This window comes from Bartonella tribocorum CIP 105476, assembly GCF_000196435.1.
In the GTDB taxonomy this organism is placed as follows: Bacteria; Pseudomonadota; Alphaproteobacteria; order Rhizobiales; family Rhizobiaceae; genus Bartonella; species Bartonella tribocorum.
In genome coordinates, this window is sequence record NC_010161.1 from 677,358 (window position 1) to 694,645 (window position 17,288).

16 protein-coding genes are annotated in these 17,288 nt (G+C 38.6%); 13 read left to right on the forward strand and 3 right to left on the reverse strand.

Features of this window, described 5'->3' with window-relative positions; translation table 11 throughout:
- Positions 1-328: 328 nt before the first annotated feature.
- From BTR_RS03070 to BTR_RS03105, 8 genes are all read left to right on the forward strand, one after another.
- Entirely contained in the window at positions 329-1,231 is a 903-nt protein-coding gene (locus BTR_RS03070; protein ID WP_012231184.1) for a DnaJ C-terminal domain-containing protein, read from the forward strand.
- Between the two features lie 130 nt (positions 1,232-1,361).
- Positions 1,362-2,180, forward strand: a complete 819-nt coding sequence (gene fabI / locus BTR_RS03075) for an enoyl-ACP reductase FabI (RefSeq protein WP_012231185.1) — start codon at positions 1,362-1,364, stop codon at positions 2,178-2,180.
- Between the two features lie 145 nt (positions 2,181-2,325).
- Positions 2,326-3,414, forward strand: a complete 1,089-nt coding sequence (aroC, locus tag BTR_RS03080) for a chorismate synthase (protein ID WP_012231186.1) — start codon at positions 2,326-2,328, stop codon at positions 3,412-3,414.
- A gap of 15 nt (positions 3,415-3,429) precedes the next feature.
- Positions 3,430-4,533, forward strand: a complete 1,104-nt coding sequence (ribB, locus tag BTR_RS03085; RefSeq protein WP_012231187.1) for a 3,4-dihydroxy-2-butanone-4-phosphate synthase — start codon at positions 3,430-3,432, stop codon at positions 4,531-4,533.
- 7 nt (positions 4,534-4,540) lie between these two features.
- On the forward strand, positions 4,541-4,795 hold the full coding sequence (locus BTR_RS03090) for an exodeoxyribonuclease VII small subunit (RefSeq protein WP_005773944.1): 255 nt from the start codon (positions 4,541-4,543) through the stop codon (positions 4,793-4,795).
- Between the two features lie 245 nt (positions 4,796-5,040).
- Positions 5,041-6,948 carry a 1-deoxy-D-xylulose-5-phosphate synthase gene (dxs, locus tag BTR_RS03095; protein WP_012231188.1) on the forward strand — a complete coding sequence of 636 codons (1,908 nt, stop codon included), beginning with the start codon at positions 5,041-5,043 and terminating at the stop codon, positions 6,946-6,948.
- 16 nt (positions 6,949-6,964) lie between these two features.
- Positions 6,965-7,708, forward strand: coding sequence for a TlyA family RNA methyltransferase (locus BTR_RS03100; protein ID WP_012231189.1), 744 nt, complete (start codon positions 6,965-6,967; stop codon positions 7,706-7,708).
- The gene (locus tag BTR_RS03105; RefSeq protein WP_012231190.1) at positions 7,705-8,958 is read left to right on the forward strand and encodes a class I SAM-dependent RNA methyltransferase; all 1,254 of its coding nucleotides are present in this window, start codon (positions 7,705-7,707) and stop codon (positions 8,956-8,958) included. The genes BTR_RS03100 and BTR_RS03105 overlap by 4 nt, the downstream gene beginning before the upstream one ends.
- 563 nt (positions 8,959-9,521) lie before the next feature.
- Here BTR_RS03105 and tldD read toward each other — a convergent pair.
- Together tldD and BTR_RS03115 are read right to left on the reverse strand one after the other, a co-directional pair.
- On the reverse strand, positions 9,522-10,937 hold the full coding sequence (tldD, locus tag BTR_RS03110; RefSeq protein WP_012231191.1) for a metalloprotease TldD: 1,416 nt from the start codon (positions 10,935-10,937) through the stop codon (positions 9,522-9,524).
- A 110-nt stretch (positions 10,938-11,047) separates the two neighbouring features.
- The gene (locus tag BTR_RS03115) at positions 11,048-11,638 is read right to left on the reverse strand and encodes an invasion associated locus B family protein (protein WP_012231192.1); all 591 of its coding nucleotides are present in this window, start codon (positions 11,636-11,638) and stop codon (positions 11,048-11,050) included.
- Positions 11,639-12,015: 377 nt separating this feature from the next.
- On the opposite strand from BTR_RS03115, the gene BTR_RS03120 reads away from it, so the two are divergent.
- From BTR_RS03120 to rnhA, 4 genes are all read left to right on the forward strand, one after another.
- The gene (locus BTR_RS03120) at positions 12,016-12,951 is read left to right on the forward strand and encodes a heme o synthase (protein ID WP_012231193.1); all 936 of its coding nucleotides are present in this window, start codon (positions 12,016-12,018) and stop codon (positions 12,949-12,951) included.
- A gap of 183 nt (positions 12,952-13,134) precedes the next feature.
- On the forward strand, positions 13,135-14,190 hold the full coding sequence (gene ispH, locus BTR_RS03125; RefSeq protein ID WP_012231194.1) for a 4-hydroxy-3-methylbut-2-enyl diphosphate reductase: 1,056 nt from the start codon (positions 13,135-13,137) through the stop codon (positions 14,188-14,190).
- On the forward strand, positions 14,190-15,149 hold the full coding sequence (locus tag BTR_RS03130; protein WP_012231195.1) for a homoserine kinase: 960 nt from the start codon (positions 14,190-14,192) through the stop codon (positions 15,147-15,149). Before ispH ends, BTR_RS03130 begins: the two co-directional genes overlap by 1 nt.
- Positions 15,150-15,154: 5 nt before the next feature.
- Complete coding sequence (gene rnhA / locus BTR_RS03135) at positions 15,155-15,622, forward strand: ribonuclease HI (protein WP_012231196.1); 468 nt, start codon at positions 15,155-15,157, stop codon at positions 15,620-15,622.
- 28 nt (positions 15,623-15,650) lie between these two features.
- Here the strand turns inward: rnhA and BTR_RS03140 are convergent, their stop codons facing one another.
- Complete coding sequence (locus BTR_RS03140) at positions 15,651-16,529, reverse strand: protein-disulfide reductase DsbD domain-containing protein (protein ID WP_012231197.1); 879 nt, start codon at positions 16,527-16,529, stop codon at positions 15,651-15,653.
- A 71-nt stretch (positions 16,530-16,600) separates the two neighbouring features.
- Here BTR_RS03140 and BTR_RS03145 point away from each other — a divergent pair, with 71 nt between their 5' ends.
- Positions 16,601-17,185 carry a YqgE/AlgH family protein gene (locus BTR_RS03145; protein WP_012231198.1) on the forward strand — a complete coding sequence of 195 codons (585 nt, stop codon included), beginning with the start codon at positions 16,601-16,603 and terminating at the stop codon, positions 17,183-17,185.
- Positions 17,186-17,288: the final 103 nt, after the last annotated feature.

The window sequence follows — 17,288 nt, forward strand, 5'->3', positions numbered from 1 at the left end:
CTCCAAATGTCAGTGAGCATGGGACATTTTCTCATTTACTTTTTCATCAAGAAGTAAAGTACCATTTTTTCTTATTTTCAAAAAGTGAATGCTTTCATATATTTTTAACGCGTATTTTTATGGTGATCTCGTTATTTTTGTCTTTAGCATAGACGACAATAAGCTATATTAAATAAATATCTCATTTTATCTGGTATTTTAGTTTCTTGATAGACATATAAAAGAAAAGAGGAAATTATTCTCTAGAATAGACTGATAAAGCTATGAGGGGTATTGAGCAACATATCCGTTGATATTTTGAAAACGAAAAAATTGAAAAGAGGGCAATATGCGTGATCCCTACACGATTCTGGGTGTGGCACGTACCGCAAAACCGCAAGAGATTAAATCAGCATTTAGAAGGTTAGCAAAGAAGTATCATCCAGATCACAATAAAGATGATGCAAAGGCTAAAGAAAAATTTGCTGAAATTAATCAGGCTTATGAAATTATAGGTGATAAAGATAAAAAGGCACAATTTGACCGCGGTGAAATTGATATGGAAGGCAGACCGCTTTATCAAGCCTATGGTGCTGGTGAAAATTTTAACAATAAACAAAATCCCTTTTCCGGAAGAACGAAAGGATTTGATTTTTCCTCTTCAGGGGGGCCAGGTTTTGATGCGAGTGATATTTTTCGCGATCTGTTTGGAGGAGGAGGTAGCTTTTCGAATTCCACACACTATAATCGTCCTCAACAAGGAGCTCATGTTCGCGCTAATCTTACCATAACATTAGAGCAGATGGTTGGCGCAGAAAAGGTGGAAGTTGTTTTTCCTCATGGAAAAAAGTTAAACATTAAACTTCCTGATTATATTGAAGATGGGCAAACTATTCGTTTGAAAGGTCAGGGAGAAGAGGTTCCTCATGGACAAGCAGGAGATGCGTTGATTACCATTCAGATTCAAAAACATCCTCGTTTTCGAGTTGAAGGAAGGGCGCTTCATCTTGATTTACCCGTTTCTCTTAAACATGCTGTTTTGGGAGCAAAAGAAGAAGTTGAGACATTGGAGGGACGTGTGGTTTTAACGATTCCTGCTTGGTCAAGTTCTGATCGCGTTTTGCGGTTGAAAGGAAAAGGGCTTCGTTTAAAAAATGGTACAAGAGATGATCTTTATGTGCATGTTCGTGTTATGTTGCCGGAAGGTAAAAATGCAGCGCTAGAACAGTTTTTGCAAACGCAAAAAGATTAATTTTTAAAATTTTTTATGCATACAAAGCGTAGTTTTTGTTTGATTTTAAACCAATTACTTGAAGAAAAAGTTGACCTGTGTCATAGGCAGATGAATAATATTAATTTTAAGTAACAATGGGGCAGTGCTGATGGCTAAGGGTAATGGTTTGTTGTATGGTAAACGTGGTTTAATTTTGGGGTTGGCCAATAATCGCTCCATCGCTTGGGGAATCGCTAAAGCAGCGAATGCTGCAGGGGCAGAGCTTGCTTTCACCTATCAGGGTGAAGCAATGAAAAAGCGTGTTGAGCCTTTGGCTGAAGAGTTAAATGGGTTTGTTTGTGGACATTGTGATGTTTCTGACAGTGCCTCTATTGATGAGGTCTTTAGAGCCATAGAGAAGAAATGGGGCAAACTTGATTTTTTAGTTCATGCTATTGGTTTTTCTGATAAAGATGAATTAAGTGGTCGTTATGTTGATATCAGCGAATCAAATTTTATGATGACCATGAATATTTCGGTTTATTCCCTAACAGCGCTAACGAAGCGTGCAGAAAAGTTGATGTTAGAGGGTGGTTCAATCTTAACATTAACCTATTATGGTGCGGAAAAGGTTGTTCCCAATTATAATGTCATGGGGGTTGCTAAAGCAGCTCTTGAGGCGAGCGTGAAATATTTAGCGGTAGATTTAGGTCCTCAAAATATTCGTGTTAATGCGATATCTGCTGGACCAATTAAAACCTTAGCGGCTTCAGGTATTGGTGATTTTCGTTATATTCTAAAATGGAATGAATATAATGCTCCCTTACGTCGTACAGTATCAATTGAAGAGGTAGGTGATTCTGCCCTTTATTTTCTTTCGGATTTGTCTCGTTCTGTTACCGGTGAAGTTCATCATGTCGATTCAGGTTATAATATCATCGGTATGAAAGCCGTTGATGCACCAGATATTTCTGTCGTTAAAGAATAAGTTTGGTTTAAGGACCCGTATTGGACAGCGGTGATTTGACAAAATTTAAAACGACCAAGAATATTTTGGAATAAAGAGCTGTTTTGTGTATAGCTCAACATGTATTGTCTTTGCGTATATTTGACAGAGAAACGGATCTTTTTTCATGTCGCATAATACATTTGGTCATTTGTTTCGTGTAACAACATGGGGTGAAAGTCATGGAGCTGCTCTTGGTTGTGTCATTGATGGTTGTCCACCTGGAATTATTTTTACTCTTGCAGAAATTCAAGCTTATCTTGATAAGCGTAGACCCGGGCAATCTAAATATACAACGCAGCGCCAAGAACAAGATCAAGTAGAACTCCTTTCAGGAGCGATTACTCAGGAAGACGGGACAACATTCGTTACAACAGGCACACCAATTTCTCTGTTGATTCGAAATACAGATCAACGCTCTCAAGATTATGGAAAAATCGCTCATCAATATCGTCCTGGTCATGCAGATTATACGTATGATGTTAAATATGGCATTCGTGATTTTCGAGGGGGAGGACGTGCTTCAGCACGCGAGACAGCAGCGCGTGTTGCGGCTGGTGCATTGGCGCGTAAAGTTGTGCCTCATTTAGTTGTACGAGGAGCTGTGATAGCAATTGGTCCCCATCATATTAATCGTGATCGTTGGGATTGGTCAGAGGTTGAGAATAATCCTTTTTTTACAGCAGATGCAGAGATGGTTCAGATTTTTAGTGATTATATCCGTAAAATCCGTAAAGATGGGACATCTGTTGGTGCGGTTATTGAGATCGTTGCAGAAAATGTTCCGGCAGGTTTAGGCGCCCCTATTTACGCAAAACTTGATCAAGACATTGCCTCCTTACTTATGTCAATTAATGCGGTAAAAGGGGTTGAAATTGGTGATGGTTTTGCGGCAGCCCGTTTGAGGGGAGAAGAAAATGCCGATGAAATGCGTATGGGAAATGATGGAAAACCACTTTTTTTATCCAATCATGCGGGTGGTATTTTAGGAGGAATATCGAGTGGACAGCCAATTATTGCACGTTTTGCTGTAAAGCCTACTTCATCAATTTTAACGCCTCGTCGCTCCATTGATGTTGATGGTCATGATGTAGACGTTATAACGAAGGGACGCCATGATCCATGTGTTGGGATTCGTGCCGTTCCTGTTGGTGAAGCGATGGTTGCTTGTGCACTTGCTGATCATTATTTAAGACATCGCGGTCAAGTGGGGTGATTGAGAAGGTGAATAATGGCGTATAATGAAGAAAAAATTGTTTCTGCGCTGAAAGCTTTTGAACGCGGTGAAATTGTTGTGGTGACAGATGATAATGACCGTGAAAATGAAGGTGATTTAACGGTTGCTGCAGCGCATTGTACAGAAGAAAAGATGGCATTTATTCTTCGTCACACAACAGGTATTGTGTGTACACCTATGCCCAAAAAAGAAGCACAACGATTTCATCTTGCTCCTATGGTACTAGATAATGATTCTGCGCATCGTACCCAGTTTACTGTGACTGTTGATTTTAAACATGGAATAACGACGGGGATTTCAGCACACGATCGTACATTAGCGGTGCGTAATCTTGCTAATTCGAATGCAAGTGCGGATGATTTTGTTCGTCCAGGACATGTCTTTCCTTTGATCGCGCATGAAGGGGGGGTTCTCATGCGTTCAGGTCATACAGAAGCTGCTGTTGATTTATGTAAATTAGTTGGTTTGCCCCCCGTTGGTGTTATCGGTGAATTGGTCAATGATGATGGGAGCGTTAAACATGGCGATCAGATTACAAAATTTGCACAAGAACATGGGTTGCGTATCATAACGGTTGCAGATTTAATTGCTTACCGTCAGCGTAAAGAAATATTGATCAAGCATGTTGGAGAAATGCCGATTGAGACACCTGTAGGTCCGGCTATTATTCAAAGTTATCAACTCCCTTGGGAAGCTGTTCAGCATATCGCGATTATTTTTGGTGATATCCGTGAGGGTGAGGACATTCCTGTGCATTTTCATCATGAAAACATTATAAATGACGTTTTTTGTCAATCTTCAGATATTATGGTGATGATGCAGCGTATGATGGAAAAAGAAAAACGTGGTGTGTTTGTTTATTTGCGTGAAAGATCTGTTATACAATCAACTATGGGCATTCAAAACATGGCAAGAGACGTTTTAGAAAACCATGTGCAGGCGATTGAACGCGAAGAAGAATGGTGCAAAATTGGTGTAGGTTCGCAAATTTTGAAATATTTAGGAATAGGCTCTGTTGTTATTTATGCTTCTAAAGAGCATCATTATGCAGGTTTAGAAAGTTTTGGAATTCGTATATCTAGAACAGATATTTTTTGAGGTTCATATGAAAAAAGAGATACAAGAGGGGGATATTACGACTTTAAGCTTTGAGCAAGCGCTTAAGCAGCTTGAAGTTATTGTTGAAAACTTAGAACGTGGCGATGTGCCTTTGGAACAATCCATTGATATTTATGAACGTGGTGAAGCGCTTAAAAAACATTGTGAAAAACTCTTGAAGGTTGCTGAAGCCAAAGTTGAAAAAATTCAGCTTTCACAGGAAGGTTCTCCAGAAGGCGTAGAGCCACTTGATGCTCAATAATATTAAATATTTTGGGATATTTATTGTGGGACTCTAAGAGATGCAATAATCTTAGTTTATAGAAAGCAAATTTTATTGATTTCTTTTTTATAAAATAAGTTAAAAATGGAAAAGATCATCAATCATCTCAAAGAGAGAAGAGCATTTTTCAGTAAAAAAGATGTAAAGCTCTCAATAAACGAGTAGAAAAGATATATTTTTAATCGTTGCTTTCTCTTGAGCTAAGATAATAGAAAGGAATTTTTTTGTCTCAGGTCTTAACACCATTGCTTGACCGTGTTTGTTTCCCGCAAGATTTGCGGGCATTACCTGAGTCTTATCTGGTACAGTTGGCTAATGAGTTGCGGACCGAAACGATTGATGCGGTTTCTGTAACAGGAGGTCATCTTGGAGCAGGACTTGGTGTTGTTGAGCTTACAGTTGCATTACATTATATTTTTAATACACCAGAGGATAGGATTATTTGGGATGTTGGTCATCAAACCTATCCACACAAAATTTTAACGGGGCGTAGAGAAAAAATTCGCACATTACGTCAAGAGGGCGGGCTATCAGGTTTTACAAAACGTGTAGAGAGTGTGTATGATCCATTTGGAGCGGGGCACTCATCAACTTCTATTTCGGCAGGGCTTGGCATGGCGGTGGCAAGTGCTTTGAAAGAAGAGAAAAAACGCAAAGTCATTGCTGTCATTGGTGATGGTGCAATGTCTGCGGGTATGGCTTATGAAGCAATGAATAACGCTGGTGCTTTGAATGCACGCTTGATTGTTATTCTGAATGATAACGATATGTCTATCGCACCGCCTACAGGTTCTATGAGTGCACATCTTGCACGGTTAGTCTCTCGTCCTTCTTATCGTCATTTACGTGAACGCGTAAAAATGTTGAGTGAAAAATTGCCAAAGTTTTTTTGGGACAAGGCACGTCGTTCAGAGGAGTTTGCGCGTGGACTTTTGGTAGGGGGAACGTTATTTGATGAGCTTGGCTTTTATTATGTTGGCCCCATAGATGGGCACAATTTAGGGCATTTATTGCCTGTTTTAAAAAATGTTCGAGAATACCCTCATGGTCCTGTTTTGGTGCATGTTGTAACCCATAAGGGAAAGGGATATCCACCTGCAGAAGCCTCGTCCGATAAATATCATGGTGTTAATCGTTTTGATGTCACGACAGGAAAACAGGTTAAGGCATCAAGTAATATCTTACCCTATACCAAGGTATTTTCTAAAGCTTTAGTAGAAGAGGCATGCCATGATGATAAGATTGTTGGCATAACGGCAGCGATGCCAACAGGGACAGGGCTTGATTCTTTTGCAGAAAAATTTCCTGAAAAGATGTTTGATGTTGGTATTGCTGAGCAACATGCCGTAACTTTTGCGGCAGGACTTGCTTGTGAAGGGTATAAGCCTTTTGTTGCAATTTATTCTACTTTTTTACAGCGTGCTTATGATCAAATTATTCATGATGTATCAATTCAAAAATTACCGGTCCGTTTTGCCATTGATAGAGCAGGTTTTGTGGGGGCAGATGGGGCAACGCACGCTGGCAGTTTTGATATCGTTTTTTTGGCTACGCTTCCTGAGTTTGTTGTTATGGCGCCTTCAGATGAACTTGAGCTGATGCATATGGTACGTACAGCTGCAGCTTATGATCAGGGGCCCATTTCTTTTCGTTATCCACGTGGTGAAGGTATTGGTATAGATTTACCGCAACGTGGTGAGATATTAGAGATTGGAAAAGGACGCGTTCTGCGTGAAGGAAATAGGATCGCTCTGGTTTGTTTTGGAACACGAATGTCAGAAGTGTTGCGAGCTGCTGATAGGTTGGGAGCTAAAGGGTTATCGACGACGGTTGCAGATGCACGGTTTGCAAAACCTTTGGATAAGGATTTGATGCGTCGTTTAGCACGTGAGCATGAAGTTTTGGTGACAATTGAAGAAGGTGCAATCGGTGGATTTGGAGCGCATTTATTACAATTTTTAGCACAAGAAGGGCTCTTAGAGCATGGTTTAAAAGTTCGTACACTAAAATTTCCTGATGAATATTTGAATCATGGTTCACCAGAAAAAGTTCTCTCAACGATTGGGCTTGATGCTATGGGTATTGTCAACACGGTGTTAACGGTCGTGGGACGCGAGATTCGAATGGAATAGAAAATTCGAGTATGAGATGGCTTCCAGAAAAAGGCTCGATATTCTTTTAGTTGAAAAAAACTTTTTTACAACACGTTCCCGTGCACGTGATGCTGTTATGCGCCAAACTGTTAAAGTTAATGGTGAAATCGTTTGTAAAGCGGGGCAAACCTTTTTTGAGAATGCAGAGATTGTTGTTTGTGATCCAGCGCAGAATTATGTTTCGCGGGCAGCATTGAAATTGATTACAGCACTTGATGCATTTCCGATTGTAACGGACAAAGTGACAGCCATTGATGTTGGGGCATCAACAGGTGGTTTTACACAAGTTCTCTTAGAGCGTGGAGCAGCCCATGTCATTGCTGTTGATGTTGGGCATCATCAATTTGATAAACGTTTATTGGGCAGTTGTGCTATAACCTTATTAGAAGGCTTGAATGTTAGAGATTTTCAACAGGAACATTTAGGCGGGCGGGAAATTGATCTTATTGTTTCAGATGTTAGCTTTATTTCTCTCAAACTTGCATTGCCTCCCGTTTTGTCTTTAGCCAAAAAAGGCGCCCAAGCTGTTTTATTGGTAAAGCCTCAGTTTGAGGTTGGTCGTAAACACCTTGGTAAGGGAGGAATATTAGATCCATCAAGAGCGAAAGAAACCGCTGAAGGACTTTTTGTTTGGCTCAATACGCAAACAGGATGGTGTGCAAAAGGTTTACTTCCTTCTCCTATTACAGGAGGTGATGGCAATATGGAATATTTACTATTTGGAGAAAAGAAACAGTGAGTGACAATGTCATCATCGACCATATCGAAACAAATGGTTATGGTACTTCCAAGACACCGTATGGCTTTGTTTATGTTCCTTTTACTTTACCAGGAGAATGTGCTGAAATTATTGTTCATGGAAAATATGCAACATATATAGCATTAAAAGAAAAATCACCAGAACGCGTTGACGCTCTTTGTCAGCATTTTGGAGAATGTGGAGGCTGTACGCTTCAACATTGGCGTGCTAATGCTTATCGCGTATGGAAACGACAATTGGTTGTTGATGCGCTGAAAAAGTATGGAATTAATAGCGTTGTTGCACCTTTAATAGAGTGTAAACCCTATAGCCGACGGCGGGTGACTCTAACAGCATCCGTGACTCCACAAGGTCAAAAAGTTGGTTTTAATCGTTATCTTTCTCATGAGATTATAGCTCTTGAGGAATGTCCAGTCAGCCATCCAGAGCTTATTTCTCAGTTGCGTAATATCAGAGAGCTCTGTGCTTTTCTAAGCAGCTCTGTCAAACGGTTTCATGTTACGATCACACGTGTTCAAAATGGTTTAGATGTTGCTTTAAGCGATTGCATTATACACCATGAGTCACTTCGTCAGGAAATGATCAATGCAGCTCTTTCGTATGGGATGATACGTTTGTCTGTTGACGGTGAAGTTTTGATTGAACGAGAAAAACCAGTGATTTATTTTGGAGACGTCCGTGTTGAATTTCCTTCTGGTGGTTTTCTTCAAGCAACCTGCGAAGCTGAAAATGCAATGGGCAACATTATTTTGACTCATTTAAAAAAAGCAAAGAATGCTCTTGATTTGTTTTCAGGGGTAGGAACATTTGCTTTGCGTATGGCTAAAAAGATGAATGTTCATGCTGTAGAAAATGATGAAAAAGCATTAGAAAATTTGAGTTCAGCAGCACGTTTTTCAACAGGTTTAAAAACAGTCACGTGTGAAAAACGCGATCTTTTTCGCTATCCACTTTCTGTAAAGGAACTTGAATGTTTTGAGAGTGTTGTTTTTGACCCTCCTCGTGCTGGTGCAGAGGGACAAGTTCGTGAACTGGCGAAGGCAACAGTATCACGTGTTGTGGCAATTTCATGTAATCCTGCCACATTTGCGCGTGATTTATCTCTCCTTGTTGCAGGGGGATATACAATAGAAAAAATCACACCAATTGATCAATTTTTATGGTCATCCCATGTTGAAGTTGTTGCTGTTTTGAGCAAAAATAAAAAGAAGAAGGGCTGGAAACTTTAGCTTAAAAATTTTTTTACACCATGAAGATTTTTAAAAAAGTTTACTTGGGGATTATTATAAAAATCTCTCTAAAATTTATCACAATAATAACCTTTTTCTTATTGAAATTAAGAGCACTAAATATAGACAGTGTTTTTACTTTAAACTTTTTTATTATGAAACAGACAGTATTTCCCCACATAAAAGACTAATAACGTATTACGAAAAAGGTATGTTTGAGGGTATATCTGAAAAAGCCGGCACTAACGCTATATTTGCATCTCCCAATGTCGTGACAGCCCTTGGGATTTGAGATAATTCATAAGAGGCATGTTTTTTGTACAGTTTCATCCCATACAGCACTCTCTACTTGTAACATACAAACCAATGGTTTTACTGATTCAACATACACAGATTTGAAATAAAAGAATTCCATGGCATTCAAGGTTTTAATTTAATATGAACAGCGCTGTATTATTTTTATAAATCAATATATTATAACAGAATCCCCTCCCCAAAAACCGTCTTGGTAGATGAGAAGGGAGCAATACTTGGAAGGAATGAAAATGAGTAAGCTTATTCTTTTATAGCGCAGTTCCACCAATTGTCATATTATTGATTCGCAAATGAGGTTGTCCAACACCAACAGGAACATTTTGTCCTGCTTTTCCGCACATACCAATACCGTTATCCAGTTTACTATCATTTCCAATCATTGTGATACGTTTCATAGCCTCTGGTCCATTTCCAATAAGAGTTGCACCTTTTATTGGTGCACCAATTTTACCATTTTCTACTCGGTATGCTTCAGTACATTCAAAGACGAACTTACCAGAAGTAATATCAACTTGTCCTCCACCAAATGAAACAGCGTAGATACCACTCTTAAGGGAAGAAAGGATTTCTTCAGGTGTTTTATCTCCTCCTAGCATGATTGTATTCGTCATTCGTGGCATTGGGGCACAAGCATAGGATTCACGCCGTCCATTTCCGGTTGATTGACTTCCCATAAGCCGTGCATTAAGCCTATCTTGCATAAAACCAACGAGTTTTCCATCTTCAATGAGAACGTTATATCCTGAAGGGGTCCCCTCATCATCAATCGTGAGAGAACCACGGCAATGAGGAATTGTTCCATCATCAACAACTGTAACACCTTTTGCCGCAACTTGTTGTCCTAAAAGTTCAGAAAAAGCAGATGTTTTTTTGCGGTTAAAATCACCTTCTAAACCATGACCTACAGCTTCATGGAGCATAACACCAGGCCATCCATTGGCTAAGACAACATCAAATGTTCCTGCAGGTGCTGCTTCTGCTTCTAAATTTGTTAAAGCCATACGTAAGGCTTCATCCGCGGCTTGTTTCCAATTTTCTTCACAAATAAATTGATCAAATGCTTGTCGTCCCCCACATCCATAAAAACCATTTTCACGTCGATTGCCTTCAGCCGCAACCACGGATATAGAAAGGCGTACAAGGGGACGAATATCACGAACCAAATATCCATCTGCACGTAAAATTTCGATATGTTGTAGTGAGCCAGAAAGAGAAACAGTTACTTGATGCAATTTATCATTTTTTGCTCGTAAATAAGCATCAATTTTTTGCAAAAGAGCACTTTTTTCTTCAAATGATGGGGTATCAAGGGGATTATGTGGTTGATAAAGCCTCTTATTTGTTTGTTGAGGAGCTATACTATAAGGTCCGGCATGATTATTATAGGTAACAGCTTTAGCTGCTTCACAAGCATGTTTGAGTGCAGCAGCTGATAATTCATTAGAGTGTGCATATCCAGTCGCTTCTCCAGCAACGACACGCATACCAAACCCCATATCTTGATGGAAAGAACCGTTTTTAAGTTGTCCATTATCAAATAAAAGGGCTTCGCTTTCTGTGTACTCGAGGTAAAGTTCTCCATCATCAGCATGATGAAGCGTTTCCTGCACAAGTGATTGCACTTTAGAGGAAGCAATATCAAAATGATCAATTAGCGATTTCATAAAAATTATCCTATTTTTATTGGGGGCTTAGAAGATTTTTATTGATCTAATTTAAGAAGCTCTCAAAATATATGAGGAGATTTTAATCATCCAATGTGTGTTGATTTCATTTACGTGGGCAAGGTTGCATAGGCATCGCCAAGACCCTGAAGGTCAACGAAACCTCCAATTCCTTGTTCTGGGGTTGTAAAGATAAAATAGGTTGCCATTTTTCCTTTTAAAAAGAGTTGTAATATATCTTCTTTAAGAAAAGCTTCAGCAACACAATTATCACCAAGACAACGACGATATTCCATTCTACCCATATTTTTATCGTCAATTTTAATTCCAACACCAGGACGTAATTCAACGCGAATCGGAACAAAAACACGCATTAAAGCCCCTTGCTTTTGAGGAAGCTTATAAAATGTAACGCGCAAAGTAATATCATGACGACCTTGTGTATGGACGTTTTGTACAACCTCACACTGCATATTAGGTGTCCCTGGTGGGAGAGCACAAACTTTTGTCCATGCACCATAGGTTTGTGGAGCAGGGACATTTTGCGCATAGGGTGTTTGTGCAAAAGCGTAATTAATAGAACTGCTATAAAGTGGGTGAAGAACAGCACCAATAAAAAAAACTTTTTTGAGTAATTTATAAAGTATCACAAAAAATCCTATCCAACTCAACACATACACAATCATGCACAGACTGTGCATAAAAAATGAATTCCTCACATAAAAACTATAACACAAAACCAGTATCTACCAAAATATATTCATCTCTATATAATAAATAAAGGGAAATGAGAAAAAAAACATTTTATAGGAGATAAATTTTCAGCATGGCTTTATGCTGTTTGGTAGGATACACTTTTATGATACATTTGTAATGTCAGAGAAAATGTGATTGAAAAAATGTATTTTTGTTGCAAAGAGTTCTACCTATTTTAGGAGATGCCTACGAGATATATTTTCTCAAAAATACGATTGGTTTTAATGGATCATTCCCATACGCTAGATAATATTTGCCAAATAATATTTGCCAAATAATATTTATTTGTGAATGACAGAAATGAAAAAGGGTGTTGAGTGGAATGTCTGTTTCAGGAGAGTTATCGGTTGCAAATGGCAAATCAACGCCACCAAAATCCAGCATTAGTGATTATATTGCATTATTAAAGCCGCGTGTTATGTCACTGGTGGTCTTTACGGCACTGGTTGGTTTAATGGTGTCTCCTGTTCCCATCAATCCGTGGTATGGTTTTTTAGCAATTATATGTATTGCTGTTGGTGGTGGGGGTGCGGGAGCATTGAATATGTGGTATGATGCTGACATTGATGCCGTGATGGAACGGACTAAAAAGCGCCCCATTCCTATGGGTAAAATCAGTCCTCCAAAAGCATTTATTTTTGGCATGGTCTTGTCTCTGCTTTCAGTATTGGTTATGGGGAGCTTCATTAATTGGTTTGCGGCATTTTTTCTTGCATTTACAATTTTCTTTTATGTCGTTATCTATACAATCTGGTTAAAGCGTATCACACCACAAAATATTGTTATTGGTGGTGCTTCTGGGGCTTTCCCTCCAATGATTGGATGGGCTGTTACAACTGGGGCGGTAAGTCTTGATAGCTTTTTATTATTTTTAATCATTTTTATGTGGACGCCCCCTCATTTTTGGGCTCTTTCTCTCTTTTCATCTCTTGATTATGAGGCTGCGGGTATCCCTATGATGCCTAACGTACGAGGTGAATACTCAACAAAAAAACAGATCCTATTTTATACTGTTTTGATGGTATTATGTGCTACTGCTCCTTGCTTCACGGGTCTTGGTGGAGTTTTTTATGGTATTTTTTCAACAATTTTAGGCATTATTTTTATTTATTTTGCCTATCGTTTGTGGAAAGCTAATACACATGATGAAACTATTTTGATGGCCAAAAAAACGTTTTTCTTTTCGTTACTTTATTTGGCAGCTGTCTTTGGAGCTCTTTTGATTGAATCTCTTGTTCGATATTTTATCGACCTTTAGGCAAATAAAATAAAAAAGTAAATTTTAAAAGAGCTTTTCTTCAGGAAAGTGCTGTAAGAAAACGCTATAGAGTGTGTTCTTATGCAAAAGATAATATTGCGTGTTTTTTTAAGATTGCTTATTCATGTATAATGATAGGTTGTTTGAATATGAGACTAAAGCTATAGCGATTAAGGATGATTTATGTCTGGACTTCCCCCTTTAACGATACGTCTTTGTGGTCCACGTGGATTTTGTGCAGGGGTTGATCGCGCTATCCAGATTGTTCTGCTTGCATTAAAAAAATACAGTGCTCCAGTGTATGTTCGTCATGAAATTGTACACAATCGCTACGTGGTTGAGGGATTACAGCAAAGGGGAGCCGTTTTTGTTGAAGAACTTGATGAGATCCCAGAAGAACATCGCAATCAACCGGTTGTTTTTTCTGCCCATGGTGTACCAAAATCTGTCTCAGAAGAGGCACGACGTTATAATTTGTTTTATCTCGATGCAACATGTCCGTTGGTCTCGAAAGTTCATAAACAAGCGATACGGCATCAACGTCACGGCCGTCATGTTATATTAATTGGTCATGCTGGTCATCCTGAGGTTATAGGGACCATGGGACAGCTTGAAGATGGGGCTGTGACGCTTATTGAAACGATAGAAGATGCTTTGCATTATCAACCAGGTGATCCAGATAAATTAGGATTTGTCACACAAACAACGCTATCTGTTGAAGACACAGCAGGAATTCTCGATGTATTACAACAACGTTTTCCTACATTAGCAGCCCCAGCGGCTGAGTCAATTTGCTATGCTACAACGAATCGGCAAGATGCGGTTAAGGCAGCTGCAAAGGGGAGTGATTTGTTTTTGATTGTTGGAGCGCCAAATTCTTCTAATTCACGACGTTTGGTAGAAGTTGCTGAAAAGTCTGGGGCACGGCAAGCTATTTTAGTTCAACGCGCTGATGAAATTAATTTTGAAAACCTAAAAGCTCTTTCTGTTGTCAGTCTTTCAGCAGGGGCTTCGGCTCCTGAAATTATTATTGATGAAATTATTTCAGCATTTCGTGCGCGTTATAATGTGACCATAGAATTAGCTGAAACAGTGGTGGAAACGGAAAGATTTTTAGTAAGTCGCGAATTACGTGACGTCATTTTAACGTCTCAAGATATGGCATTCGTGAATGGTCAAGCAAATAATGCAAAAAATGAAAATCAGAATACAGACATGTTCACAACGAAAGCAGAATAATGGCCGTTTATACAGATATTCATCCAAATGATTTAAAAGTGTTTTTAACACGTTATGCAATAGGATCACTTTTGTCTTATCAAGGGATAGAAGAAGGGATTGAAAATTCTAACTTTATGCTGGAGACAACACAAGGGCGGTTTATTTTAACACTTTATGAAAAGCGTATTTCAAAAGATGATTTACCTTTTTTTTGTCGCTTGATGCAGCATTTAGGACAGCGTGGAATTCCTTGTCCTCAACCCATTATTCAAAATGATGGAGTGATGATTGGTGAACTAGCAGGACGTCCTGCTGCTATTATTACTTTTCTGGAAGGAGAGTGGATTCGTCAGCCCGATATAGATCATTGTGGCGAAGTAGGGACAGGGTTAGCGCAATTGCATTTGGCAGGACAGGATTTTACACTCAGTCGTAAAAATACGCTTTCTATTATGGATTGGCAAGTATTGTGGCAACGTTGTCAAATCACAGAAGATGCATTGTTAAAAGAGTTTGGACAAAAAATTGAGTCGGAACTGGCTTTTTTACAGGAAAATTGGCCGTTCAATTTACCAACAGGTATTATTCATGCGGATTTATTTAATGATAACGTCTTTTTTGTGAATCATTGTCTTTCTGGTATGATAGATTTCTATTTTGCGTGTAATGACTTTTTTTCTTATGATTTAGCGATTTGTTTAAATGCTTGGTGCTTTGAGCCTGATTATTCCTATAATCTTATCAAAGCACGTAAATTATTGGAAAATTATCAAAAAATAAGACCATTGATCCCTTTAGAATTGGATAAGATTGTTTTATTGGCTCGTGGTGCGTCTTTACGTTTTTTACTCACACGTCTTTATGATTGGTTTAATACACCGCCTGATAGCTTTGTTATTAAGAAAAATCCATGGGAATATTGGCACAAGCTTTGTTTTTTCAGTAACGTAAATTCTCTAAGCGAATTAGGTTTTTAAATTTTATGGCAAGTCAACAAAAAGTCGTTGAAATTTATACAGATGGTGCTTGCTCAGGAAACCCTGGAGTTGGAGGTTGGGGAGCAATTTTACGCTGGAATGGTCATGAACGTGAGCTTTATGGTGGTAATGCGCATACAACAAACAATCAAATGGAACTTATGGCGGCAATTTGTGCACTAAAGGCACTTAAAGAGCCCTGTTTGGTCGATCTTTATACAGACTCAGTTTATGTGCGTAATGGTATATCTAAGTGGATTGAAGGTTGGAAAAAGAATAATTGGCGCACTGCATCAAAAAGTCCTGTGAAAAATATGGAGCTATGGCAAACTCTTGAAGATGCTTGTTCTTGTCATGCAGTCAGATGGCACTGGGTAAAAGGGCATGCGGGCCATCCAGAGAATGAACGCGCTGATGCCCTTGCGCGCAAAGCAATTGCACAATATCGCGAAAATGGGCGTTTTCCAACATAATTGCTGTTTGAGAATTTTTTTTCTCTTATCATGGGATAGAAAGAGGGGGGGACTGTGTATGAAATAAAAATGTTCCACTTAAGGCGTGATCTTTAAAAGAAACTGTATAAAAAATTTTTTGGTTGGTTTCCTCTGGTACGAAGTAGAGTGGAGCACTAAAGAGTGTATATTCTGCATTATCACTGATTTTTTTTGCTGCTCCAATTTGCATTTCTCCTCCATCTAAAAAGAGAGCGTAAGGCGTTGTTTTGTTGTTATTTTGTATTTTTATAAGGAGGGTGTTATTATTTTTTTCAGCGCTTATTTTTAGGGCATTTTGTGTCATGCGCGGCAAAGAATTTTGGGCATCTTTTAACAAGGAAGCGGGAAGATGTTTATTTTTAAGAGACGATGGTGAAAAATCAAAGTTAACAGTCAATGGAAGGCAGATTTTATGGCATAATCCAAGAGTGAAAGCACCACTTAAATTTTGACTCGAAGAAGATAGATTAAAAGGCAATATCACTTTATCTTTATAGCCTAATGACCAATCATTTTCTGTTTCAAAAAGCTGTGGAGTAGGATAAAAGATTTCATAAGAAACCTGTTGGTTGAAATTAAAAAAGGGTGCCATTCCTGAATTACCTGGATTACGCCAGTATGTTTTCCATCCTGGTTTAAGCACGATTTCAATAAAGCCTTCTCTCTTTCCAGAAAGAGAAGGTTCAGTAATTGCTAATCGGATACGACCACCTTCTGATTCATACCAAGAGGTTGAGAAAAGCTGAAGTTTTTGTTTTGTTTGAGCATTTACAGAAATGTTAAGTAATTCTAAAATTATGAATGTTAAGCTTAAAGTAACGAAAATCTTTTTATAAAAGAAAGTTGCGATATTTTGTAAATTTGTAACTATGTAACTTATTTTCATTGGAGTTTTATTTTCCTAGTGTACTAAATGAACAAACTTTTATCATGTAAATTATGGAGAATAACAGATTAATGACGCAGTGTAATGGCTTTTTAGGTGGGCAATTACTCATAGCAATGCCTGGGATGAATGACAAACGCTTTATGCGTTCTGTTATTTATATTTGCGCGCATTCTGATGCTGGTGCGATGGGTATTATTCTCAATCAATTGCATCATATTGACTTTCCAGAACTTTTGCTTCACCTTGGAGTAATAGACAGTGGACAAAAAAAATGTCTTTCTGAACCAATAAAACAATTTCCAGTTCGCTATGGTGGTCCTGTTGATCCTTCGCGTGGTTTTGTCCTTCATTCTGATGATTATGCTTGTGAAGAAACTGTTTTTATTGCAGATAAAGTCTGTTTTACTGCGACAATTGATATATTAAAAGCGATTAGTTGTGAACAAGGACCGCAACATGCACTGGTAGCGTTAGGTTATGCTGGGTGGAAAGCGGGTCAACTTGAGGCAGAAATTTCTACAAATGGTTGGTTAATCAGTTCGACATCACCTAGTTTTCTTTTTGAAAGTGATTTAAGTTGCAAATATGATAAAAGTTTAACACGTATGGGGATTGATCCAACCTATCTTGCTTCTGAAATGGGACATGCGTAGAGTTTTTTCTGAGCTTTTTAACTTTAAACGTATTCTATCTTTTATGTTTTTCTTTTAAAGAAACATCCCTTAGTGTGTCTAAGGCTATTTTGCAAAGGCGCTT

Bases quoted from the DNA above. Each gene is read 5' to 3' on its own strand.
- BTR_RS03070 (WP_012231184.1), top strand. From the start codon at position 329: ATGCGTGATCCCTACACGATTCTGGGTGTGGCACGTACCGCAAAACCG.
- fabI (WP_012231185.1), top strand. From the start codon at position 1,362: ATGGCTAAGGGTAATGGTTTGTTGTATGGTAAACGTGGTTTAATTTTG.
- aroC (WP_012231186.1), top strand. From the start codon at position 2,326: ATGTCGCATAATACATTTGGTCATTTGTTTCGTGTAACAACATGGGGT.
- ribB (WP_012231187.1), top strand. From the start codon at position 3,430: ATGGCGTATAATGAAGAAAAAATTGTTTCTGCGCTGAAAGCTTTTGAA.
- BTR_RS03090 (WP_005773944.1), top strand. From the start codon at position 4,541: ATGAAAAAAGAGATACAAGAGGGGGATATTACGACTTTAAGCTTTGAG.
- BTR_RS03100 (WP_012231189.1), top strand. From the start codon at position 6,965: ATGGCTTCCAGAAAAAGGCTCGATATTCTTTTAGTTGAAAAAAACTTT.
- tldD (WP_012231191.1), bottom strand. From the start codon at position 10,937: ATGAAATCGCTAATTGATCATTTTGATATTGCTTCCTCTAAAGTGCAA.
- BTR_RS03115 (WP_012231192.1), bottom strand. From the start codon at position 11,638: ATGCACAGTCTGTGCATGATTGTGTATGTGTTGAGTTGGATAGGATTT.
- BTR_RS03120 (WP_012231193.1), top strand. From the start codon at position 12,016: ATGTCTGTTTCAGGAGAGTTATCGGTTGCAAATGGCAAATCAACGCCA.
- ispH (WP_012231194.1), top strand. From the start codon at position 13,135: ATGTCTGGACTTCCCCCTTTAACGATACGTCTTTGTGGTCCACGTGGA.
- BTR_RS03130 (WP_012231195.1), top strand. From the start codon at position 14,190: ATGGCCGTTTATACAGATATTCATCCAAATGATTTAAAAGTGTTTTTA.
- rnhA (WP_012231196.1), top strand. From the start codon at position 15,155: ATGGCAAGTCAACAAAAAGTCGTTGAAATTTATACAGATGGTGCTTGC.
- BTR_RS03140 (WP_012231197.1), bottom strand. From the start codon at position 16,529: ATGAAAATAAGTTACATAGTTACAAATTTACAAAATATCGCAACTTTC.
- BTR_RS03145 (WP_012231198.1), top strand. From the start codon at position 16,601: ATGACGCAGTGTAATGGCTTTTTAGGTGGGCAATTACTCATAGCAATG.